The organism is Pseudomonas sp. D4002, from assembly GCF_013385665.1.
Taxonomy (GTDB): Bacteria; Pseudomonadota; Gammaproteobacteria; order Pseudomonadales; family Pseudomonadaceae; genus Aquipseudomonas.
The window spans coordinates 210686-232254 of the sequence record NZ_JACAPN010000009.1 but is presented as its reverse complement, the minus strand read 5'-3'; the positions used below and the strand labels follow the sequence as shown (position 1 = coordinate 232254).

The following is a 21569-nucleotide window of genomic DNA, read 5'->3' as shown; positions in this document are numbered from 1 at the left end:
ATTTACCGGTCTGGGAAAAGTGGCAAATGGACATATTTGTTCAAGGCATTTTGACAGACGGTGTAAAGTTATCTTTGGTCGTGCTAGTTTAATGTCAAATTTTCGTATGCGTGGGCAAAACGTCATTCAGAACATAGAGTTGGCGCCACGTTTTAAAGCGGTTTGCACGGTGCTAAACCCCTTATTTTTCAGCATTTTTTATTAGAGGCACGGGATTACATGGAAATCGGTCTGCGCGAGTGGCTGATCGTCATCGGCATTATTGTCATTGCCGGTATTCTTTTTGATGGCTGGCGCCGGATGCGTGGCGGCAAGGGCAAGTTGAAATTTCGCCTGGACCGCAACCTGTCCAATTTGCCGGACGACGACGGCAGCGCCGAGCTGCTGGGGCCACCGCGTGTCCTGGACAACCATAAAGAACCGCACCTGGACGAGCACGACCTGCCGTCGATGAGCGCACCGGTGCGTGAAGCCCGTGAACCCAAGCGCGGCAAGCGCAGCGCGGCCAGCGAGCCATCCCAGGGCGACCTGAACCTGGACCTGGAAGAAGGCCCGAGCTTCAGCAGCCGTGATGACGACTTCCCGGATGAGTCCCCGGCCAAGAGCGCCCATAAAGAATCCGTCAAGGACCAGCCGGCTGCCGAAGAGGTGCTGGTGATCAGCGTGATCTGCCGTGACGCCGCCGGCTTCAAGGGCCCGGCCCTGCTGCAGAATATTCTGGAAAGCGGCCTGCGCTTTGGCGAGATGGATATTTTCCATCGCCACGAAAGCATGGCCGGCAACGGTGAAGTCCTGTTCTCCATGGCCAATGCGGTCAAGCCGGGCATCTTCGATCTGGACGACATCGACCATTTCAGCACTCCGGCGGTGAGCTTCTTCCTCGGCTTGCCGGGCCCGCGTCACCCGAAACAAGCGTTCGACGTGATGGTGGCGGCAGCTCGCAAGCTGTCCCAGGAACTCAACGGCGAACTCAAGGACGATCAACGCAGCGTCCTGACCGCCCAGACCATCGAGCATTACCGTCAGCGCATCGTCGAGTTCGAGCGTCGTGCCCTGACACAGAAGCGCTAAGGTCCAAGCTTAAGCGTTGCCTGTAGAATCCATGCACTAACATATTGAGCAGCTTCGGCTGCTCTTTTGCTTTATGAGAGAACACCCATGACCGCCGCCCACACCCGCATCCTCGAACTGCGCGCTGAACTGGATCAGCACAACTACCGTTACCACGTCCTCGACGAGCCGAGCATTCCGGACGCCGAGTACGACCGTTTGTTCCACGAGCTCAAGGCGCTTGAAGCCGAGCACCCGGAGCTGGTAACCCGTGATTCACCGACGCAGCGGGTCGGCAGTGCGGCATTGTCTGCGTTCACTCAGGTACGCCACGAAATCCCGATGCTCAGCCTCGGCAACGCCTTTGATGAAAGCACCATGCTGGAATTCGATCGCCGGGTCACTGAAGGCCTGGACCTGCCCGTGGGCGACCTGTTTGGCGGTGGCGCAGCGGTGGAGTACAGCTGCGAGCCGAAGCTCGATGGCCTGGCGGTTAGCCTGCTGTATCAGGACGGTGAGCTGGTGCGTGGCGCCACCCGCGGCGATGGCACCACTGGCGAAGACATCAGCGTCAACGTGCGTACCGTACGCAACATTCCTTTGAAACTGCACGGCACCGGCTGGCCGGCGACCCTCGAAGTGCGCGGCGAAGTATTCATGTCCAAGGCCGGTTTCGAGCGGCTGAACGCCACCCAGCTGGAAGTTGGCGGCAAGACCTTCGCCAACCCGCGCAACGCGGCGGCGGGTAGCCTGCGTCAGCTGGACTCGAAGATCACCGCCAGCCGTCCGCTGGAGTTCTGCTGCTATGGCGTGACCACGGATATCAGCGACACCCACATCGGCAACCTGCAACAGCTGAAGAAGTGGGGCATGCCCATCAGCCATGAGCTGAAGCTGGCCAAGGGGATTCAGGATTGCCTCGACTACTACCGCGATATCGGTGAGCGCCGCAACGCCTTACCCTATGAAATCGACGGCGTGGTGTTCAAGGTCAACAGCATTGCCTACCAGCGGGAGCTGGGCTTTCGTGCCCGCGAGCCGCGCTGGGCAATTGCCCATAAATTCCCGGCCATGGAAGAGCTGACCGAGCTGCTTGACGTTGAATTCCAGGTCGGCCGCACCGGCGCTGTGACACCCGTGGCACGCTTGAAACCTGTCAAGGTCGCGGGTGTGACCGTGTCCAACGCCACACTGCACAACATGGACGAGGTGGCACGCCTGGGCCTGATGATCGGCGACACGGTGATCATCCGCCGTGCCGGTGATGTGATTCCGCAGGTGGTGTCGGTTGTCACCGAGCGTCGCCCGGAAAACGCCCGCGCGGTGCAGATCCCCGAGAGTTGCCCGGTGTGCGGCTCCCACGTTGAGCGTACCCAACTGGTCAAGCGCAGCAAGGGCAAGGAAACCGTCAGTGAAGGCGCGGTGTACCGCTGCGTCGGGCGCCTGGCCTGTGGTGCGCAGCTCAAGCAGGCGATCATCCATTTCGTTTCGCGCCGGGCCATGGACATCGATGGCCTGGGCGACAAGACCATCGAGCAACTGGTGGACGAAAAACTCATCGGCTCGCCGGCGGATCTCTACAAGCTCAAGTACGAACAGATCATCGACCTGGAAGGTTTTGCCGACGTTTCCAGCAAGAAGCTGATTGCCTCTATTGAAAACAGCAAGACGCCAACCCTCGCACGGTTTATCTACGCTCTGGGCATTCCCGATGTGGGCGAGGAGACGGCCAAGGTGCTGGCGCGCTCGCTGGCATCCCTGGAGCGCGTGCAGCAGGCCTTGCCGGAAGTGCTGACGTACTTGCCGGACGTTGGCCTGGAAGTGGCCCACGAGATTCACAGCTTCTTTGAAGACAGCCATAACCAGGATGTGATTGGCGCCCTGATCTCGAAGGACGAGTGCGGCCTGGAGTTGCAGGAGCAGGGCGACCTGAGCGCCGAGTTTGCGGCCAGCACCACGTTGGGCGGCTTGCTCGACAAGCTGCACGTACCGTCCGTAGGGCCGGGCGCCGCGCAGAAGCTGGCGGACAAGTTTGGCTCCCTCGAAGGCGTGATCAAGGCCGACTGGCTCGACATGCGCCAGGCGTTGCCGGAGAAGCAGGCCAAGGCCGTCCGGGACTTTTTTGATATTGAAGAAAACGCCCGGCGTGCGCTGGCCATCGAGCAACAGCTCAAGGACTTCGGCATGCACTGGCAGAGTGAGAAGAAAGTCGTCGAAGGCTTGCCCGAGGCCGGTCACACATGGGTGCTCACCGGCTCCCTGGAACTGATGAGCCGCGATGTTGCCAAGGAAAAACTCGAAAGCCTGGGCGCCAAGGTGGCGGGCTCGGTGTCGGCGAAAACCCATTGCGTGGTCGCCGGGCCGGGCGCGGGTTCGAAGCTCGCCAAGGCCACTGAGCTGGGCTTGAAAGTGCTGGATGAAGAGGCGTTCGTGGCATTTTTGGCCAAGCACAACATCACAGTCTGATGATCGTTCCCACGCTCTGCGTGGGAACGCCGCCCTGGACGCTCTGCGTCCGCTCTGAAAGGTGCGACGCGGAGCGTCACTGGATGCATTCCCACGCAGAGCGTGGGAACGATCTCTCTCGGGCAATGCTCTAGTATTGGCAAGCCTCCCGGAGAGATCGCCATGTACCGCTTCTTCGAACAACTCAGTTCGCGCATCGCCGCACCGTTCATGGCCGAGACCTCGCGCAACAGCAAGGTCTGGCAGTGCCGCTGTGGGCAATCGCTGTTCTTTCGCAACAGCCAGTGCCTGGCCTGCTCGGCGCTGCTGGGCTATCAGCCGGAGCAGAGTCGCCTGTCCTCCCTGCAGCCCGGCCCGTACGCCGACACCTGGCTGCTGGACGCCGACCCTGAAGCCGGCGCATTTCGTCGCTGCGCCAACCTTGACACGCCCGCCGCGTGCAATTGGCTGCTGCCCGCCGACAACCGCCAGGTCTTGTGCGTGGCCTGCAGCCTGAACCGCACCATTCCCGACCTGTCGATCCCCGAAAACCCCGAACGCTGGCGCAAGGTCGAAACCGCCAAGCGTCGTCTGGTGGCCCAACTCATCAGCCTGGGCTTGCAGGTGATTCCCAAGGCGGTGGATGAAGACACCGGCCTGGCCTTCGATTTTGTCGGCATCGACCTGGAAGGCAACGCGCCCACCACCGGCCACGCCAATGGCCTGATCACCCTCGACATCAAGGAAGCCGACGACGCCCACCGTGAGAAAATTCGCGTACAGATGCGCGAGCCTTACCGCACCTTGCTCGGTCACTTCCGTCACGAGGTCGGCCATTACTACTGGGACCGCCTGATCGCCAACAGCCATTGGCTGGAGCCGTTCCGCACGCTGTTCGGTGACGAGCGCGCCAGCTACGCCGACGCCCTGGAGCAGCACTACCAGAACGGCCCGCGCCCGGACTGGCAGCAAACCTGCGTCAGCGCCTACGCCACCATGCACCCGTGGGAAGACTGGGCGGAAACCTGGGCGCATTACCTGCACATGATGGACGCCGTCGACACCGCGCTGGGCTTCGGCATGAGCGCCCGGGAGATGGACCTGGATTACCAGCCGTTCCCCCTCAGCACCCTCTACGACCCCGGGCATCCCGGTGGCGCGGCGTTCCTGTCATTCGTCAATGCGTGGATCGAACTGGCCGGCATGCTCAACGAACTGTCCCGCAGCATGGGCCAGCCGGATTTCTATCCGTTCGTCCTGCCGCCGGCGGTGATTGCCAAGCTGCACTTCATTCACCTGGTGATCCAGCAAGAGGGCGGTCGGGCGGACGAGGTCGTGCTTTTGTAGGAGCAAGCTTGCTCCTGCAGCCAAGTACTTGAACCATCAGATATTTTTAATCCCGCGCCAACGGTTGTAACTTCCGATGAGATCGGTACAATGGCGCGGCTTGCCGAGAGGCGAGCGTCGTTATGGTGACCCCATCGGTCCCCCCGCAACGATTACCCGTGAACCTGGTCAGAGCCGGAAGGCAGCAGCCACAGCGGGAACATTGTGTGCCGGGGTGTGGCTGGTGGGGTTGCCTCCATAACGCAACCCTCCTTGATTCAAAAAAATACTTTTATGAAGCCCTTCGCTGACATTCGTCATCTGCGAAGCGATTTCTGCTGTTCGCTCATCAGGGTTACTGACGGTACAGCGGGAACTCTCCCATGGCCGGAATCACTTCTGCGCGCAACCTCGCCATGTGCCTGGGCAACTCCTGTCGTGCGGCAGGCGTGTCGGACGGGATGTTCTTGGCAAAGTGGAAGCTGATGATTTGGCCGGTCCCGTTGTCCTTGTAGTATTTGAAGATATTGAACTCAAAGAAGCTGCCGTCCTTGCGTGTGGAGGTCGGATAAAACAGCAGCACGTAGATCGCATCGGTTTTCTCGTCTGAAAACATCTCCACCGGAAGGTTGGGGTATTCCTGTTTGTGGGCCTGCGCGGTCAGGTTGGCAAGATCCCGGGGCTCGTTGCCGGTGGTCTGGGGCGGCGCGAGGCGAAAATCCACCAGTTCGCTCCAGGCGTTGACGCTTTCTGGTGCGAGGAAATACTCCCAGAGCGGAACGTTGCCCCGGGCCTGGTATTTCAGGACGTATGTTTTCCCTGCAAACACCACCGACTTTGTCTCGGCGATCGACGGGCGGGACAGGTCCGGCGGCGCCACAGGCGGTTTGGATGCACAGCCGAACAGCAGCAGGACAGTCGATACCACGATTAGCCAACGCATGGGCACCTCCTATGTCACGGCTTAGTGCTGCTGATGTGGTCGGCGATGCTGGCGAGCGTTGCGCTCCATTGTGCAACGGTTTGTTCTGAAGGCATTTCTCTCCAGGTCCTGGAAACCTTGTACGTGTCGCCCCCCAATTGATAGGCAAAATGCCTCAAGGTCATGACGTTGCCGTTCGCCTGTGTGCAGATCACCGACCAGCCCATATACGGGGTGCTGGTATCTCCCATGTCAGTCTGGCTGATATGTGTTTTGCAGTTCTTCTCGGCGGCCCGGGTATCGGAATCACGGGCCGCGCTTGGCGGTTGATTCTGGCCCGGCAACACAAACAGGGTGATCTCGTCTTTTCCGGTGTCGGCAGACCACTTGTATCGTTTTACCCCGGCATTCGCGAACGCTGATGCCATCTCGTCATCGTTTTTGGTTTGCCATTGCGGACCTTTTGGCGTTACCGCCTTGAGCAAGTAGCCCGCAAAATCTTCTGCGTGGGTGTTTGGCGAGACGAAGAGCAATCCGCTGATGGCACAGGCAATAAAGGTCGATTTCATGTCAGTCCCTGGACGTCATTGTTAGATGTCAGGACGACAATGCATCCTGCGAAACAGACAGTAGCGCAGGTAGTGGCAAAGTGCCCAGTCCGTTTAAAAATTATTCCCAGGGACGACGTCAGTGAGGGATTGCTCACATCCTTAAAACCTTGCGCTGGACAAGCCAAATTCGCCTTGTTAGTTTGCGCCAGCGACATATTTCTAAATATGTCGGTGGCACATGGATGATATTAAAGTGATGGCGCTTTATGGCTCATCTACTCCAACTAACAAGGATGTCAGTAATGAAAAGCCTGCAAGGGTTGCCCACTCTCATCAGCGCTTCCGTCGGTGCGCCGGGCAAAGCCCGCAACTTGCCCGCCGATGTTCAATGCATCCAGTATTTATTCAACTTGATCATTCCCAAGTTGAGTTTCCCCCTGGCGGAAAATGGCAAATGCGACGGCCAGTTGGTGCAGTGCATCAGCCAGTATCAGTTCCGCCACCTCAAATACGCGCATCCCGATGGTGTTATCGACCCCACCGGGCGCACCTTCAATAGCCTGATCGAAGAAGCGGTGAAGGTGCCGGTCAAGCCGAACCCGACCCTGCGTATTCCGACGTTTCTCAATGTGTTCGGCAACACCGGCGCGGACATGGTCCAGGCCACGGTCGACCACTATCTGGACCGCATGCGGGCAATGATCGAGGCCGAGCGGCGCAACCGGCAGATGATGCTCCAGGCCACGTGCGACGGCGGCACGACGCTGACGGATACGGACTTCCAGAACGCTGCCACGCAGTTGGGTAACGGCATTTCCGTCAATATCATCAAGGCCTTTGCCACGGTGGAGTCGGGAGGGCGCTCCGGGTTCGGCCCGGCCAAGTTGCCGGTGATCGCCTTTGAAGGGCACCATTTTCGCAAGTACACCAAGAGTAAATACGACCAGACCCACCCGCTGTTGTCGTACCCCTACGTGAAGAAGGCCGGGCCCCAGTGGAAGGCCAATAACAAGGACCAGACCAAGGCCTGGGAAACCATGGCCACCGCCTTTGCGCTGGATCAGGAAGCGGCCTTGAAGTCGGCCTCCTGGGGCATGTTTCAGATTATGGGCTCCAACTTCACGGCATGCGGTTATAAAACGGTGTTTGAATTTGTGGTGGCCATGAAGATTAATGCCGGGCATCAACTAAAGGCCTTCCTCGGTTTTTGCAGCCAGAGCCCGGCCCTGGTCAAGGCCATGAAGAACAAGGATTACGCCGCCATGGCGCTGAACTATAACGGCAAGGATTATGGCGACTATGACCAACGCATCAAAAAAGCCTACGAAGCACTTGAAGGGAAAAAATAGAATGCCGTTCAAACGTTGCGTGTCCCGATTGCTGGTTGCCTCTTTCGTGTGTGTTGCTGCTGGTGCGCCGGCGTTTGCCGCTACGCTGCACTCGGGCAAGTACGAAGGGCTGATGCTGGCCGTGACGCCCGAGCATCAGGTGGAGGGGTTTTATGCCGAGGAAATGGGCGAGGGCGTGACCCGCTCGTGCACGTTCTTCCTGGAGGGCAAGGTCGACGGTGCGAAGGCATCGGTGTCGACATGGCTGGATGAGGCCTATCCGGGTACCGTCGCGGCCTCCTCGGACGGTGTGATGCTGACCGTGGAGAAGGGCCGCGAACATCCCGGCTGCATCAACGTGTTGATGCCGGAAATTGCCACCGGCCTGGACCTGACCCAAACCGCTGCCAAGAAATGGATTGGCCTGGTGACCGTTTCGTCCGACAAGGCCTTCCTGCAGAAGACCCCGGACGCCAAGGCCAGCCATCGTGCCTACGTGGTCAAGGACGATGTGGTCGCGGTACTGGCGTTCAAGGATGGCTGGGCCCAGGTCGAGTTCATCAATGGCGAAGGCCGCTCTTCCAAGGGCTGGATCAGCCAGGACCAGTACGCCAGGCTGGTCCCCGCAAAAGGCTGAAGATGCTGCTGCGCCCGCGCGTAGCGGGGCGAAAACCGGTTAGCCGAAAGTTTCCCGCAACAGCCCCGCAAAGGCATCCCGCGCCAGATGGCGTTGGGTGTCCTTGTGCCAGAACAGCAGGTTATCCACCGCCGCCAATTCGTCGAAGCGGTAGGACGTCAATTGGTTGGCCTGCTCGTAGCGCGCCAGGATGCCTTCCGGCGCCAGTGCCACGCCAATCCCCGCGCTGACGCAGCCAATGATCGTGCCCCAACTGGCATAACTTGCGATGGCAGGCTTGATGTCGTGGGGCTTGAGCCAGTTCTCCAGGGCTGCGCGATACGGGCAGCCGGGCGGCCACACCAGCAGCGTGCGGCCGGCCAGGTCCCGGGCGTCCTCGATGGGTGCGCTGGAGGCGCTGGTAATCAGCACCAGGCGCTCGCTGTAGACCACGCTTTGTTCGAGCTTCGGGCGTTTGCCGCCGGCGGCCACCAGCGCGGCGTCGATGCGGTGATGTTGCAGGTCATCGAGTAACTGCGCCCAGGCACCGGTCACCAGTTCCAGCTCCACTTGTGGATAACGTCGATGGTATTCGGCCAGCAGCGGCGGCAGGCGGCCACTGGCGCTGGATTCCACTGCGCCGATGCGCAGCTTGCCGCGGGGAATCGCGTTGCTGTCGACGGCACGCTTGGACTCTTCCACCAGCGCGAGGATGCGCTCGCAGTAGTCGAGAAACACTTCCCCTGCGGCACTGATCGCCAACCCGCGCCCGGCGCGAATGAACAGCGGGGTACCCAACTCGCTTTCCAGTTGCTTGATGCGTGTGGTGATGTTGGACGGCACGCAGTGCAGTTGCAGGGCGGCCTGGGCCACGCTGCCGGTTTGTGCCACGGCTTTCACCATTTTCAGTTGGGCCAGTTCCATCGCTCAGTTCCAGTGATTACAGAAGTCAGAAACGGTTAATTGTCCTGCGCCTTGCCGGGGCCAAGACTGACGGCATTCCCACTGCTGGACGCCGTTCATGAAAGCCCCTTCACCTGTAAAGCTTACGCTAGTCACTGCCAGCGTCATCCTCTGTTGGGCGTATTCGCCGATTGGCGTGCATCTGGCCTTGCACAGCTACAGCCCTGGCCAGTTGGCCTTGGGACGGTTCCTGATTGCTTCAGTATTGATGGCCGGCGTGGCGTTGGTCATGAGGATCGAGCGGCCACGTCTGCGGGACCTGCCGTGGTTGCTGGTGCTGGGCTTCTTCGGGATTTTCCTGCATCACCTGACGATCAATTTCGGCCAGCAATTTGTCACGGCTGCGGCCTCCAGTGTGCTGGCGCAGTCGGTTCCGCTGTTTACGGTGCTGGTGGCGTTTTTCGGCTTGAAGGAGCGAGTTACCGGCTGGCGCTGGGGTTGCGTGCTGCTGGGATTGAGCGGGGTGCTGGTGGTGATCTGGGGCGAGCATGGCCTGGGGCAGATTGATCCCCGTGGACTGATGATCCTGCTGGCGGCGTTGTCGTGGAGCCTTTATTTCACCATCCAGAAACACTATTCCCGGCGCTACAGCCCGCTGACCACGGTGTGCTACACCGTGTGGTCGGGCACCTTGCTGTTGTGTGTCTATTTGCCGGGTTTGCCGGCGGTGGTGTCGCAATCATCGACCCAAGCCAACTGGGCGGTGTTGTTGCTCGGCGCCTTTCCCAGCGCCCTGGCGTACCTGGCCTGGGCCTATGTGTTGCGGCATGTCGAGGTCAGTCGCGCGTCAGTGGCGTTGTACCTGGTGCCGCCGGTGGCGATGGTGATGGCCGCCACGCTGCTGGGCGAGCAGGTTTCGCTGCGCGTGGTGCTGGGTGGCCTGATCGTGCTGGCCAGTGTCGGCGCCATCAGCCTCGAAGGGCGCTGGCGCCGCAAGCCGTTACGGGTTCACGGTGAACACCCGCAGGCGGTGGCCGTCGGGGTCCTGGGCGACAAAGGTGTAGCCGAAGTCCGCCTCGACCGGTGACTGGATGATGCTCATCCCGAGTTGCACCCAGCGTGTGTGCAAATCGTCGACCGTTGCGATATCAGCGACGCAGAAACCCGCCTCGCTACCGCCAACCGAGGCTTGGGCCGCAGGCTCCACGGTATGGCGCGACCACAGGCCGAGTTTCACCCCGTTGTCGAGGATGAACAGCGCAAAGGTCGGCCCCAGCTCCACCGGCGGCTTGTCCAGCAGTCGGCTGTAGAGGTTGGCGCTGGTGGCCGGGCTGTCGACGTACAACAAAAAGTAATGGGCAATGCTATTCATGATGACTCCGTGGAATGACGCAGCAATGGCGCGGCTCAGTCCCTAGTCTAAGGGGCTGTCCTGTCAGTTCATGTCAGGAGTCATCAAGCAAAGAGCAGACAGTCAATCTGGCTGTCTGCTCTTTTTATTGCGTGCACGTGTGTTGCGAGCTCTAAGGCTTGGACAAGGCCTGGTCTACCGCTGCGATCAGCTTTCCCAGATCCTTCGGGGTGGCTTTGTGAATGACACCGAACAGATAAGCGCGCTGTTCCTCCTCGTCGACCAGGTCTGCGAAAAAGACTTTCAGCTTCACTCCCAGCGCCTCTGCGAACAAGAACAGTGCCTCGACGCTGGGTGTATAGGTGCCGGTTTCGAAGCGGCTGATGGTTTTAGGGTCAAAACCGGTTTTTTCACCTAGTTCAGCCTGAGTAAGCCCTGCGACCTTGCGGTAACGTCTGATGGCTGGACCCAAACTTGAAATGTGCATCGCTCAATTCCCATTTAGAATCAAGAACTTAACGATAAATCTTAAAATTAGACAACCGCATGTACCATCACCTTTTCTTGCAAAATGTGATGTAATTCGTAGAATCGGCATCTAGGACAAGTATTTGGTGGTCTCGTTTCAGAAGGCAGGTTTATGAAACAGGAAATCATTGCTCTCTCCTTACTCTCATAAATGTGCCCATAAAACGGACGCCTGGCAGGGACTGAAATGTCGCTCGTCAGTGCCACGCTTCATTGCGCCTCACGTGCCGGATACCCGAATTCAAGCCTAGTTGATCATCACTGAATGGATGATGAATTGCTGTGCAAAATCGTGGGTTTGCGTACCTTTGCGGCCAACCAGCCGATCGACGGCGCAGCCCGACTGGAAATACGAATCCGCCTGTCCTGCCTACCCGGTGGTCGAGAGGGCGATCGAATGCTGTCCATGGAGCTTTAACGTGCGTCTCAATTTGCCGGTCACTGCTGTTGAACAGACTTTTGGGGAGCAGCAACGGCTAATTTCCGCAACTGACGTCAACAGCCATATTACCTACTGCAACGCCGAGTTTGCCGCCATGAGCGGTTTTACCCAGGCCGAGCTGATCGGCAGCACCCACAACCTGGTGCGCCACCCGGACATGCCGCCCGCCGTGTTCCAGCTGATGTGGAGCTACCTCAAGGCCGGGCAGAGCTGGATGGGCGTGGTGAAGAACCGCTGCAAGAACGGCAACTATTATTGGGTCAGCGCCTATGTGACGCCGATTCTCGAAGACGGGCGGCTGACGGGCTACGAGTCGGTTCGGGTCAAGCCCACCCGCGAACAGGTGCGCCGCGCAGAGGCGCTGTACGCGCGGTTGCAGGCAGGTGGTGCGGCGGTCTCGCCGGTGCGGCGTGTGGCGTCTGTGTCCCGGGCCATGGCGTTGCCACTGGCGGCTGCCGTTGCCAGTGTCGCCGCCTTCCAATGGGTTCCGGGTGTATGGGCCCAGGCGTTGACTGTCGGCTTGTTTCTCGGCCTGGGCGTCTGGGGGCATCAACGCTTGGGGCTGCAGCTCAAGCAGATTGTGCAGAACACGCCCAATACCTTTTCCGACCCCATCAGCGCCATGACCTACAGCGACGCGCTGGGGCCGACCGCGCAGCTCGAAATGATCCTGATCAGCGAAGAGGCGCGACTTAAAACCGCCCTGACGCGCCTCAGCGACCTGGCCAACCAGATGGCCGAAGCAGCCGCCCATTCCAGCGTGTTGTCGAGCACCACCGAATCGGCGTTGCTGGAACAGCGCGCCGAGACCGACATGACCGCCGCCGCCATGACCGAGATGGCTGCGTCCATCGCCGAAGTGGCGGTGCACGTGCAGCAAACCGCCAGCGAAGCTCACACCGCCAACACCCTCGCCGAGCAGGGCAGCCAGGTGGCCGGCACGTCCCGCGAGGCGATCCAGTTGCTGGCCGGCACCGTCACCCAGATCAACCAGGCGGTGGGCAACCTGGCCGGGCAGACCCAGCAAATCCAGGTGGCCGCGAGCATGATCCAGGCAATCGCCGACCAGACCAACCTGCTGGCCCTCAACGCGGCCATTGAAGCGGCCCGCGCCGGCGAGCAGGGCCGTGGCTTTGCCGTGGTGGCCGACGAGGTGCGCGCCCTGGCGGGCAAGACGCGGGAGTCGACCCAGCAGATCCAGGGCATCATCCAGAACCTGCGGGCCGGCGCCGATGAGGCGGTCGAGATCGCGAGCCTGGGCATTCACGAGGCCGAGCAGGGCGTGCAGCAAGTACTTGAGGCGCAGCAGGCGCTGCAAGGCATTCGCCACGCGGTGGAGCGTATTACCGATATGAGTCAGCAAATGGCTGCTGCCTCACAGGAACAATCCCACGTCGCCGAGGAAGTTTCACAGCAGATCAATAACGTTGCCGCCACGGTGCAAAAGACAGCGGGCAATGCCAACGCTGCAGTCACCCGTGGCCGGGAACTCGAAAGCATCTCTTCCGGGTTGCGCGCCCTGGTCGAGCGGTTCAACCGCTAGCCACAGTGAGCCTGACTCATGGACGAGAAATACCGCAGGGCCGTGGATGCAGCCGCCATTTTCTCCGAGACTGACCTGGCGGGCTGCATCACTTACGTCAATGACCAGTTCTGCGGCATGTCCGGCTACGGGCGTGACGAGTTGCTGGGGCAAAATCACCGCATTCTGAGCTCGGGACTGCACCCTGCGGGGTTCTTCCAGGGCATGTGGCAAGCCATCAGCGAAGGCCGGGTGTGGCGTGGGGAAATCTGCAACCGGGCCAAGGATGGGACGTTGTATTGGGTGGACAGCACCATGGTGCCGCTGCTCGATGAGAAGACCGGGCGCGTGCAGAAGTACGTGTCGATCCGCTTTGATGTCAGCGAAAAGCGCCAGCTGTTGCACACCCTGCAATGGCGGGTCGGCCACGATGTGCTGACCGGCTTGCCGAACCGCGCCTATCTGTCCGAGTTGCTTAACCAGTCCCTGGAGTTCTCCCGCAGCGAAGACATCCCGTTGGCGTTGTGCATGCTCGACCTGGACGGCTTCAAGGCGGTCAACGACGGGTATGGGCATGCCTGTGGGGATCTGTTGTTGGTGGAAGTGGCCACTCGGTTGCGGGAGATCATCCGCGGCGAGGACGTGGTCGCCCGGCTCGCCGGTGACGAATTTGTGCTGATCCTGCGTTATGTGCGCGATATCGACGAGCTGAACGGCGCCTTGCTGCGCATCCTCAAGGCGATTTCCGAGCCGTACTCGATCCAGGGGGCGGAGCTGAATGTGTTCGCCAGCATCGGCGTCACGCTGTTCCCCCTGGACGACGAGGACGCCGACACCTTGCTGCGCCATGCCGACCAGGCGATGTATGTGGCCAAGCAGAGCGGGCGCAACCGCTACCAGTTGTTTGATGTATCCCTGGAACAGGAGGTCAAGGCCAGCCACCAGACCGTGGAGCAGATCCGCCAGGCCCTGGCGGCGCGCCAGTTGTGCCTGCATTACCAGCCCAAGGTCAACTTGCGCTGCGGCACGGTGGTGGGGTTCGAAGCGTTGTTACGCTGGCAGCACCCCGAGCGTGGCCTGGTGAAGCCGGGGGATTTCCTGCCACTGATCGAGCAGACCGACCTGATTGTCGATATCGGCGAATGGGTGATCGCCCAGGTGTTGGGCCAGATGCATCGCTGGCAGGTGCATGGGCATTGGTGGTCGGTGAGCGTGAACATCGCGGCGCGGCACTTCCAGCGCGAGGATTTTGTCGAGCGCCTGCAAGACTTGCTGGCGCAATACCCGCAGGTGGAGCCGCACCGGCTGGACCTGGAGATCGCCGAGTCGGTGGCCATCGACAATATCCAGCGTGTCACCCAGCACCTGGAGGCCTGCCAGGCCTTGGGCGTGCAGTTCTCCCTGGATGATTTTGGCACCGGCTATTCCTCCCTGAGCTACCTCAAGCGCCTGCCGACCCAGACCATCAAGATCGACAAGTCGTTCGTGCGCGACATCCTGCACGACAAGGACGACCTGGCGCTGACCAAGGCCGTGATCGGCCTGGCCCGTGCGTTTGGCCGCGAAGTGATTGCCGAAGGCCTGGAAACCCTGGAGCACGGCCAGCTGTTGATGCGCATGGGCTGCGAAGTGGCCCAAGGCTATTTCATCGCCCGGCCGATGCCTGCAGAAGACGTGCCGGGTTGGGTCGAGGAATTTGCACCGCCGCCGCAGTGGCAAAAGCTTGAGTGATGTTTATTGTGGCGAGGGAGCTTACGGTGGCTAGGGAGGTTGCTGTGGCGAGGGAGCTTGCTCCCGCTGGGCTGCGTAGCGGCCCCAAGATCTTTGGGAGCGCTGCGCACTCCAGCGGGAGCAAGCTCCCTCGCCACAGCAAGCTCCCTGGCCACAAGGACAATCAGGTGATCTTAAGGGGCAGGGGCGCTGTTCCCGATATACAGCTGGATGATTTCATCAATCTCCCCGGACATTTTCATCCGCAGCAACGTGCGCAGGATCTGCTGCCCCGGCACCTGCGGGTCGTTGCGCACATAGCAGCCCAGGCGTTGCTCCTCGATCACGGCCACCGTATGCAGGCGCTGTGTGGGCGGTAATTGCTGATTGAAGCGGTCAAGGATCCATTCGTTGATCACTGCATAGTTGAAGCGTCCGGCCACCAGTTTTTGCAGCACTTGCTCTTCACTGCGGCTGTCGTCGCGGCTGAACTGGCCGCTGGCGAAGCGCGCCTCCAGGGTCGGGTAGCTGTAGCCGAGTACCGTGCCGATGTGTTGCGGCGCAAGGCTGTCCAGTGCCACCGACGTTGATGGCACGCGCCCGGCGGCCAGCACATTGCGCTGGACCAGCAGCGGGATGCTCCAGGTGTAGTCCCCCGACAGGTTGTTCAGCCACGCCGGTGTCACGTAGCAGCGCACGTCCACATCCCCGCGCTCCATGGCGGTGTCGATACGCGCACGCGGCAGCACATGGAATTTCGCAGGACGGCCGACCTGGGTGGCCAGGCTCAACATCAGGTCATACAAAATCCCCTGGGTCGGCTGGCCCTGGTCGAGTTGCACCATGGGCATGGTCCAGCTGTCGGAAATGGAGAATCGCAGAGGTGCGGGTGCCGCCAGGCTGACCGTGGCAATCATCCACAAGGCGCCCAGGACTGCGCGCATAAATTCTCCGGGTTCAGCCTTTTATAGGCTTGGTCAGACCAGCTTAGTCAGATTAGACGAGCGTGCCGGATGCAATTTCCCCCTTGCTCCGCTAGCATTACCCGCTTCCGCTTCCCAGTTGCGACGGTTTTCGATGAGTTATCAGGTTCTTGCACGTAAATGGCGCCCGCGCTCGTTCCGCGAAATGGTCGGCCAGACCCATGTGCTCAAGGCTCTGATCAATGCCTTGGACAGCCAGCGGCTGCACCACGCCTACCTGTTCACCGGTACCCGCGGGGTGGGCAAGACCACCATTGCCCGCATCATCGCCAAGTGCCTGAACTGTGAAACCGGCATCACCTCGACGCCGTGTGGTACCTGCTCGGTGTGCCGGGAAATCGACGAAGGGCGTTTTGTCGACCTGATCGAGATCGACGCCGCGAGCCGCACCAAGGTCGAAGACACCCGCGAGCTGCTCGACAACGTGCAGTACGCACCGAGCCGTGGCCGCTTCAAGGTCTACCTGATCGACGAAGTGCACATGCTGTCCAGCCACTCCTTCAACGCCTTGTTGAAGACCCTGGAAGAGCCGCCGCCCTACGTCAAATTCATCCTGGCCACCACCGACCCGCAGAAACTTCCTGCAACGATTTTGTCGCGGTGCCTGCAGTTCTCCCTGAAAAACATGACCCCGGAGCGTGTGGTCGAGCATTTGACCCACGTGCTGGGTGTCGAGAACGTACCGTTCGAAGACGACGCCCTGTGGTTGCTGGGGCGTGCCGCCGACGGCTCGATGCGTGATGCCATGAGCCTTACCGACCAGGCCATCGCCTTCGGTGAAGGCAAGGTGCTGGCCGCCGACGTGCGGGCGATGCTCGGCACCCTGGACCACGGCCAGGTGTTCGACGTGCTGCACGCGTTGATCGAAGGCGACGCCAAGGCGTTGCTCGAAGCCGTGCGCCATCTGTCCGAGCAAGGCCCGGACTGGAATGGCGTGCTGTCGGAAATCCTCAATGTGCTGCACCGCGTCGCCATCGCCCAGGCCCTGCCCGAAGGTGTCGACAACGGCCACGGCGACCGCGACCGCGTGTTGGCCCTGGCCCAGGCGTTGCCGGCCGAAGACGTACAGTTCTACTACCAGATGGGCCTGATTGGGCGACGTGACCTGCCGTTGGCACCCGATCCGCGGGGCGGCTTCGAAATGGTCCTGCTGCGGATGCTGGCCTTCAGGCCCGCCGACACGGCGGATGCGCCGAGACAGCCGCTAAAGCCAGTGGGGATCAGCCAGGCCACAGTTGATTCCGCCAAACCAGTGGCTGGCCCGGCTGTTGTCGCGCCAGTGGTTGCGCCGCCTGCGCCGGTTGCACAGGCCGCCGCCCCGGTTGTCGCCGAGCCCGTGGCGCCTGTGGTGGTGCCGGAGCCGGTGGTTGAGCCTGCGCCCGTGCCTGAAGTCGATCTGCCGTGGAACGACCCGGTAGAGGCCGAAGCCGAGGTCGAGGTCGAGGTCGAGCTGCAGCCTGCCGTCGAGCCGGTGCTGGAAACCACCAGCGAGCAGCCTGAACTGACACCCATGCCCGCGCCGACCCCGGACAGCGTGGTGCCGGACGCCCCCGAGTGGGGTTCGGCCCCGGTGCCGGAGCCGACCGTTGCGCAAGTGGACGCCGCCACCCCGGGCACCGACCTCGACGACGAGCCGCCGCTGGACGAAGATTACATCGAGCCGGACATGGATTCGGCCTACAGCTACCTGGACGACCTGGCCAGCGAACACACCGCCGAGCCTGCCCCGGAGCCTGAACCCGAACCTGCCGCGATGCCGGCCACCGGCCTGGCGTTGCAATGGCTGGAGCTGTTCCCGAAACTGCCGATCTCCGGCATGACCGGCAGCATCGCCGCCAACTGCACCCTGATTGCCGTTGATGGCGACCACTGGCTGCTGCACCTGGACCCGGCCCACAGCGCCCTGTTCAACGCGACCCAGCAGCGCCGGCTCAACGATGCCCTGAACCAGTTCCACGGGCGCACGCTGACCATCAGCATCGAGCTGATCAAGCCCGAGCAGGAAACCCCGGCCCAGGCGGCGTCCCGTCGCCGGGTCAACCGCCAGCGCGAGGCTGAAGAGTCGATCCACGGTGATCCGCTCATCCAGCAGATGATGCAGCAGTTTGGCGCGGTGGTGCGGCACGATACTATTGAACCTGTAGAAGCCCCGGTACCCCAAGCGTCATAACCCGGGGCCAATAATTGATCCACGTACTTTTGAGGTGATTCCCATGATGAAAGGTGGCATGGCCGGCCTGATGAAGCAGGCGCAGCAGATGCAGGAAAAGATGGCCAAGATGCAGGAAGAACTGGCCAACGCCGAAGTCACCGGTAAAGCCGGTGGCGATATGGTCAGCGTGGTGATGACCGGTCGTCACGACATCAAGCGCGTGAGCATCGACCCAAGCGTATTGCCGGGCGTCGGCGAAGACGACCTGGAAATGCTCGAGGCGCTGTTTGCCGCGGCCGTCAACGACGCCGTGCGCAAGATCGAAGCCAACAGCCAGGACAAGATGTCTGGCGTGACCGCTGGCATGCAACTGCCACCGGGCATGAAGCTGCCGTTCTGATCGGCAAGCGCAGCACCGAAAATGCCAGGCCCCGCGCCTGGCATTTTTTTGTCCGGCTATTTTCCATACCCGTAGCAGCTGTCGAGCGCCAGCGAGGCTGCGTCGGCAGCGACTCGGTCCCACGTCTGGCATGAAAGCAGCGGTGCGGCTAACGTAGCCTCGCTGGCGCTCGACAACTGCTACTGCGAGAGTTTTGTCGAACCCTGGACCCTGTGTTGGGGTCTGCACCCTATACCGTTGAATTCAATCACCGATAGAAGGAGCCTCGCTGATGTCCGAAGCATTGACCCTCAACCAGCGCATTGTGCTGGTCTCACGCCCCCACGGCGCACCGGTGCCGGAAAACTTTCGCCTGGAGCGCGTCGCGCTGCCGGAACTGGCCGACGGCCAGGTTTTGCTGAAGACCCTTTACCTGTCCCTGGATCCCTACATGCGCGGGCGCATGAGTGATGCGCCGTCCTACGCTGCGCCGGTAGAAATCGACGAAGTGATGACCGGTGGCGCTGTCAGCCGCATCGAACAGTCCCGCAATCCGAAGTTCGAGGTGGGTGACCTGGTGGTCGGTTCCACCGGCTGGCAGAGCCACAGCATCTCCGATGGGCGCAACCTGATCCCGGTACCGAAGGGACTGGCCAGCCCGTCCATGGCCCTGGGTGTGCTGGGTATGCCCGGCATGACCGCCTATATGGGCCTCACCGATATCGGCCAGCCCAAGTCCGGGGAAACCCTGGTGGTGGCGGCCGCTTCCGGTGCGGTGGGCTCGGTGGTGGGCCAGGTGGCGAAGATCAAGGGGCTGCGGGTGGTCGGTGTGGCGGGTGGCGCCGACAAGTGCCGCTATGTGGTGGACGAGCTGGGCTTTGATGCCTGTGTCGATCACAAGAGCGACAACTTTGCCGAGGAGCTTGCCCAGGCCTGCCCCAAGGGCATCGATATCTACTTTGAAAACGTCGGCGGCAAGGTATTCGACGCGGTCGTGCCGCTGCTGAATGCCAAGGCGCGCATTCCCTTGTGTGGCCTGATCGCCGGCTATAACGCCCACGAAGCGCCCAGCGGTCCCGACCGGCTGCCGGCGTTGCAACGTACCTTGCTGACCAAGCGTGTGCGGATCCAGGGCTTTATCGTGTTCGACGACTATGGCGACCGCCAACCGGAATTCCTCAGTGCCATGGCGCCGTGGGTGCGGGATGGCAAGATCAAGTTCCGCGAGGACGTGGTGGAAGGCCTGGAGCAGGCACCTGAAGCCTTTATCGGTTTGCTGGAGGGGCGCAACTTCGGCAAGTTGGTGGTGCGGGTCGCACAAGATTGAGCATTTGACGCTAATCCGAGGCGCGGGTATAAACCGCGTCTCGTTGTTTTGTCGGACCTTTCCCCATGAGCTTCAGCCCCCTGATTCGTCAACTGATCGACGCCCTGCGCACTTTGCCGGGTGTGGGTCAGAAAACCGCCCAGCGCATGGCGCTGCAACTGCTGGAGCGTGATCGCAGCGGCGGCTCCCGACTGGCCCAGGCCCTGAGCCAGGCGATGGAAGGGGTTGGCCACTGCCGCCAGTGCCGCACCCTGACCGAGGAAGAGCTGTGCCCGCAATGCGCCGACCCGCGTCGCGACGACACGCTGCTGTGCGTGGTCGAAGGGCCGATGGATGTCTACGCGGTGGAGCAGACCGGTTACCGCGGGCGCTACTTTGTGCTCAAGGGCCACCTGTCGCCGCTGGACGGGCTGGGGCCGGAGGCGATTGGTATTCCGCAACTGGTGACGCGAATCGAGGAGCAGGGCACGTTCGTCGAGGTGATCCTGGCCACCAACCCTACGGTGGAAGGCGAAGCGACGGCCCATTACATCGCCCAGCTGCTGACCAACAAAGGCCTGATTACCTCGCGCATCGCCCACGGCGTGCCGCTGGGTGGCGAGCTGGAACTGGTGGATGGCGGGACCCTGGCGCATTCGTTTGCCGGGCGTAAGCCGATCGCCCTATAACAAACACCGCAGAACAAAATGTGGGAGCGGGCTTGCTCGCGAATGCGGTGTATCAGTCGCCAGATGCATTGACTGAACCACCGCATTCGCGAGCAAGCCCGCTCCCACATTTGTTTTGTGGCGTTCACGAGTCTTTCCTCTTGCTTGATAACCAAGCAAGCGCTTGGTAAGTTCGCTCTACCGTCCCGTGGAGCTTGCCGATGTCTGCCTATCAGGAATACTTCGACCCCAGCCACCAATTGGTCCGCGACAGCGTGCGTCGTTTCGTCGAGCGCGAGATGTTGCCGGGCATCGAGCAGTGGGAGGAAGCGGAAAGCTTCCCCCGGGAGCTGTACCTCAAGGCCGGTGCGGCGGGGATCCTGGGCATCGGTTACCCCGAAGCCCTTGGAGGCAGCCACGAAGGTGACCTGTTCGCCAAAGTCGCGGCCAGCGAAGAACTGATGCGCTGCGGCTCCGGCGGGGTAGTGGCAGGGTTGGGCTCGCTGGATATCGGCTTGCCGCCCATCGTCAAATGGGCCCGGCCCGAGGTGCGCGATCGTGTGGCGCCGCAGGTGTTATCCGGCGAGAAGATCGCCGCCCTGGCCGTCACCGAGCCCGGTGGCGGCTCCGATGTCGCCAGCCTGCAGACCCGTGCTGTGCGCGACGGCGACCATTACCGGGTCAGCGGCAGCAAAACCTTTATCACCAGCGGCCAGCGCGCCGACTTCTACACCGTCGCCGTGCGTACCGGTGGGCCGGGGTTTGGCGGTATCAGCCTGTTGTTGATCGAAAAGGGCACGCCTGGTTTCACCACCGGTACACCGCTGAAGAAAATGGGCTGGTGGGCGTCGGACACTGCCGAATTATTCTTCGATGATTGCCGCGTACCCGTAGGCAATCTGATCGGCGCCGAGAACATGGGTTTCGCCTGCATCATGGGCAACTTCCAGAGCGAGCGCCTGGCCCTGGCCCTGATGGCCAATATGACTGCGCAGATGGCCCTGGAGGAAAGCCTGAAGTGGGCGGCCCAGCGCGAGGCCTTCGGCAAACCCATCGGCAAGTTCCAGGTGCTCAAGCATCGCCTGGCGGAAATGGCCACGGCGGTGGAGGTCTCGCGGGAATTCACCTACCGCCAGGCCGCCAAGATGGCCGCGGGCAAGAGTGTGATCAAGGAGATCTCGATGGCCAAGAACCTCGCCACCGACACCGCCGACCGCGTGACCTTTGATGCCGTGCAGATCCTCGGCGGCCAGGGCTACATGCGCGGCAACCTGGTGGAGCGGCTGTATCGCGACAACCGCATCCTGTCCATCGGCGGCGGGACTCGGGAAGTGATGAACGAAATCATCAGCAAGCAGATGGGCTTGTAGAAAGCGCTTTTGTGGCG

Annotated in this window: 20 protein-coding genes and 1 other RNA gene; 15 read left to right on the top strand and 6 right to left on the bottom strand. The window is 61.3% G+C overall.

Annotated features, from left to right (window positions below; all coding sequences use genetic code 11):
* Nucleotides 1–219 precede the first annotated feature (219 nt).
* From zipA to ffs, 4 genes are all read left to right on the top strand, one after another.
* Nucleotides 220–1071 carry a cell division protein ZipA gene (zipA, locus tag HX824_RS03610; protein WP_003219080.1) on the top strand — a complete coding sequence of 284 codons (852 nt, stop codon included), beginning with the start codon at nucleotides 220–222 and terminating at the stop codon, nucleotides 1069–1071.
* Nucleotides 1072–1158: 87 nt separating this feature from the next.
* The gene (gene ligA, locus HX824_RS03605) at nucleotides 1159–3516 is read left to right on the top strand and encodes an NAD-dependent DNA ligase LigA (protein WP_008437559.1); all 2358 of its coding nucleotides are present in this window, start codon (nucleotides 1159–1161) and stop codon (nucleotides 3514–3516) included.
* 162 nt (nucleotides 3517–3678) lie between these two features.
* Nucleotides 3679–4842, top strand: coding sequence for a putative zinc-binding metallopeptidase (locus HX824_RS03600; protein WP_177054143.1), 1164 nt, complete (start codon nucleotides 3679–3681; stop codon nucleotides 4840–4842).
* Nucleotides 4843–4974: 132 nt separating this feature from the next.
* An RNA gene (gene ffs, locus HX824_RS03595) (signal recognition particle sRNA small type) lies at nucleotides 4975–5071 on the top strand.
* 105 nt (nucleotides 5072–5176) lie between these two features.
* On the opposite strand, the gene HX824_RS03590 is transcribed toward ffs, so the two are convergent.
* Entirely contained in the window at nucleotides 5177–5764 is a 588-nt protein-coding gene (locus HX824_RS03590) for a hypothetical protein (protein ID WP_177054142.1), read from the bottom strand.
* Between the two features lie 14 nt (nucleotides 5765–5778).
* Nucleotides 5779–6312, bottom strand: coding sequence for a hypothetical protein (locus tag HX824_RS03585; RefSeq protein WP_177054141.1), 534 nt, complete (start codon nucleotides 6310–6312; stop codon nucleotides 5779–5781).
* Between the two features lie 284 nt (nucleotides 6313–6596).
* On the opposite strand from HX824_RS03585, the gene HX824_RS03580 reads away from it, so the two are divergent.
* Nucleotides 6597–7643: an N-acetylmuramidase family protein gene (locus HX824_RS03580; RefSeq protein ID WP_177054140.1), complete on the top strand. Its 1047-nt coding sequence runs from the start codon at nucleotides 6597–6599 to the stop codon at nucleotides 7641–7643.
* Between the two features lies 1 nt (nucleotide 7644).
* Entirely contained in the window at nucleotides 7645–8259 is a 615-nt protein-coding gene (locus tag HX824_RS03575) for a hypothetical protein (RefSeq protein WP_177054139.1), read from the top strand.
* Nucleotides 8260–8298: 39 nt separating this feature from the next.
* Here the strand turns inward: HX824_RS03575 and HX824_RS03570 are convergent, their stop codons facing one another.
* A complete protein-coding gene (locus tag HX824_RS03570; RefSeq protein WP_003219067.1) occupies nucleotides 8299–9162 on the bottom strand; it encodes a LysR family transcriptional regulator in 864 nt (287 codons plus the stop codon).
* Nucleotides 9163–9259: 97 nt separating this feature from the next.
* Here HX824_RS03570 and HX824_RS03565 point away from each other — a divergent pair, with 97 nt between their 5' ends.
* Nucleotides 9260–10228 (top strand): DMT family transporter, encoded by a 969-nt coding sequence (locus tag HX824_RS03565; protein WP_177049220.1) that lies wholly within the window; start codon nucleotides 9260–9262, stop codon nucleotides 10226–10228.
* Here the strand turns inward: HX824_RS03565 and HX824_RS03560 are convergent.
* A complete protein-coding gene (locus HX824_RS03560) occupies nucleotides 10142–10513 on the bottom strand; it encodes a VOC family protein (RefSeq protein ID WP_003219063.1) in 372 nt (123 codons plus the stop codon). The genes HX824_RS03565 and HX824_RS03560 overlap by 87 nt on opposite strands.
* Before the next feature lie 151 nt (nucleotides 10514–10664).
* Nucleotides 10665–10979, bottom strand: coding sequence for a helix-turn-helix domain-containing protein (locus HX824_RS03555; RefSeq protein WP_003219061.1), 315 nt, complete (start codon nucleotides 10977–10979; stop codon nucleotides 10665–10667).
* 306 nt (nucleotides 10980–11285) lie between these two features.
* Between HX824_RS03555 and HX824_RS03550 the strand changes: the two genes are divergently transcribed.
* Genes HX824_RS03550 through HX824_RS03540 form a run of 3 tightly spaced genes read left to right on the top strand, consistent with a single transcriptional unit; the run spans nucleotide 11286 to nucleotide 14715 of the window.
* The gene (locus HX824_RS03550) at nucleotides 11286–11438 is read left to right on the top strand and encodes a hypothetical protein (RefSeq protein WP_157222851.1); all 153 of its coding nucleotides are present in this window, start codon (nucleotides 11286–11288) and stop codon (nucleotides 11436–11438) included.
* A gap of 1 nt (nucleotide 11439) precedes the next feature.
* Nucleotides 11440–13005 (top strand): PAS domain-containing methyl-accepting chemotaxis protein, encoded by a 1566-nt coding sequence (locus HX824_RS03545; RefSeq protein ID WP_102605046.1) that lies wholly within the window; start codon nucleotides 11440–11442, stop codon nucleotides 13003–13005.
* 18 nt (nucleotides 13006–13023) lie between these two features.
* Nucleotides 13024–14715, top strand: a complete 1692-nt coding sequence (locus HX824_RS03540) for a bifunctional diguanylate cyclase/phosphodiesterase (RefSeq protein WP_177054138.1) — start codon at nucleotides 13024–13026, stop codon at nucleotides 14713–14715.
* A gap of 173 nt (nucleotides 14716–14888) precedes the next feature.
* Here the strand turns inward: HX824_RS03540 and HX824_RS03535 are convergent, their stop codons facing one another.
* A complete protein-coding gene (locus HX824_RS03535; protein WP_087694838.1) occupies nucleotides 14889–15638 on the bottom strand; it encodes an ABC transporter substrate-binding protein in 750 nt (249 codons plus the stop codon).
* Nucleotides 15639–15771: 133 nt separating this feature from the next.
* On the opposite strand from HX824_RS03535, the gene dnaX reads away from it, so the two are divergent.
* The 5 genes from dnaX (at nucleotide 15772) to HX824_RS03510 (ending at nucleotide 21552) form a co-directional block, all read left to right on the top strand.
* A complete protein-coding gene (dnaX, locus tag HX824_RS03530) occupies nucleotides 15772–17847 on the top strand; it encodes a DNA polymerase III subunit gamma/tau (protein WP_177054137.1) in 2076 nt (691 codons plus the stop codon).
* A 43-nt stretch (nucleotides 17848–17890) separates the two neighbouring features.
* Entirely contained in the window at nucleotides 17891–18229 is a 339-nt protein-coding gene (locus HX824_RS03525; protein ID WP_003193199.1) for a YbaB/EbfC family nucleoid-associated protein, read from the top strand.
* 271 nt (nucleotides 18230–18500) lie between these two features.
* Nucleotides 18501–19535, top strand: a complete 1035-nt coding sequence (locus HX824_RS03520) for an NADP-dependent oxidoreductase (protein WP_003219050.1) — start codon at nucleotides 18501–18503, stop codon at nucleotides 19533–19535.
* Between the two features lie 65 nt (nucleotides 19536–19600).
* Nucleotides 19601–20203, top strand: a complete 603-nt coding sequence (gene recR / locus HX824_RS03515) for a recombination mediator RecR (protein WP_003219049.1) — start codon at nucleotides 19601–19603, stop codon at nucleotides 20201–20203.
* A 200-nt stretch (nucleotides 20204–20403) separates the two neighbouring features.
* Nucleotides 20404–21552, top strand: a complete 1149-nt coding sequence (locus HX824_RS03510) for an acyl-CoA dehydrogenase family protein (RefSeq protein ID WP_177049214.1) — start codon at nucleotides 20404–20406, stop codon at nucleotides 21550–21552.
* Nucleotides 21553–21569: the final 17 nt, after the last annotated feature.

Bases quoted from the DNA above. Each gene is read 5' to 3' on its own strand.
- zipA (WP_003219080.1), top strand. From the start codon at position 220: ATGGAAATCGGTCTGCGCGAGTGGCTGATCGTCATCGGCATTATTGTC.
- ligA (WP_008437559.1), top strand. From the start codon at position 1,159: ATGACCGCCGCCCACACCCGCATCCTCGAACTGCGCGCTGAACTGGAT.
- HX824_RS03600 (WP_177054143.1), top strand. From the start codon at position 3,679: ATGTACCGCTTCTTCGAACAACTCAGTTCGCGCATCGCCGCACCGTTC.
- HX824_RS03590 (WP_177054142.1), bottom strand. From the start codon at position 5,764: ATGCGTTGGCTAATCGTGGTATCGACTGTCCTGCTGCTGTTCGGCTGT.
- HX824_RS03585 (WP_177054141.1), bottom strand. From the start codon at position 6,312: ATGAAATCGACCTTTATTGCCTGTGCCATCAGCGGATTGCTCTTCGTC.
- HX824_RS03580 (WP_177054140.1), top strand. From the start codon at position 6,597: ATGAAAAGCCTGCAAGGGTTGCCCACTCTCATCAGCGCTTCCGTCGGT.
- HX824_RS03575 (WP_177054139.1), top strand. From the start codon at position 7,645: ATGCCGTTCAAACGTTGCGTGTCCCGATTGCTGGTTGCCTCTTTCGTG.
- HX824_RS03570 (WP_003219067.1), bottom strand. From the start codon at position 9,162: ATGGAACTGGCCCAACTGAAAATGGTGAAAGCCGTGGCACAAACCGGC.
- HX824_RS03565 (WP_177049220.1), top strand. From the start codon at position 9,260: ATGAAAGCCCCTTCACCTGTAAAGCTTACGCTAGTCACTGCCAGCGTC.
- HX824_RS03560 (WP_003219063.1), bottom strand. From the start codon at position 10,513: ATGAATAGCATTGCCCATTACTTTTTGTTGTACGTCGACAGCCCGGCC.
- HX824_RS03555 (WP_003219061.1), bottom strand. From the start codon at position 10,979: ATGCACATTTCAAGTTTGGGTCCAGCCATCAGACGTTACCGCAAGGTC.
- HX824_RS03550 (WP_157222851.1), top strand. From the start codon at position 11,286: ATGGATGATGAATTGCTGTGCAAAATCGTGGGTTTGCGTACCTTTGCG.
- HX824_RS03540 (WP_177054138.1), top strand. From the start codon at position 13,024: ATGGACGAGAAATACCGCAGGGCCGTGGATGCAGCCGCCATTTTCTCC.
- HX824_RS03535 (WP_087694838.1), bottom strand. From the start codon at position 15,638: ATGCGCGCAGTCCTGGGCGCCTTGTGGATGATTGCCACGGTCAGCCTG.
- dnaX (WP_177054137.1), top strand. From the start codon at position 15,772: ATGAGTTATCAGGTTCTTGCACGTAAATGGCGCCCGCGCTCGTTCCGC.
- HX824_RS03525 (WP_003193199.1), top strand. From the start codon at position 17,891: ATGATGAAAGGTGGCATGGCCGGCCTGATGAAGCAGGCGCAGCAGATG.
- HX824_RS03520 (WP_003219050.1), top strand. From the start codon at position 18,501: ATGTCCGAAGCATTGACCCTCAACCAGCGCATTGTGCTGGTCTCACGC.
- recR (WP_003219049.1), top strand. From the start codon at position 19,601: ATGAGCTTCAGCCCCCTGATTCGTCAACTGATCGACGCCCTGCGCACT.
- HX824_RS03510 (WP_177049214.1), top strand. From the start codon at position 20,404: ATGTCTGCCTATCAGGAATACTTCGACCCCAGCCACCAATTGGTCCGC.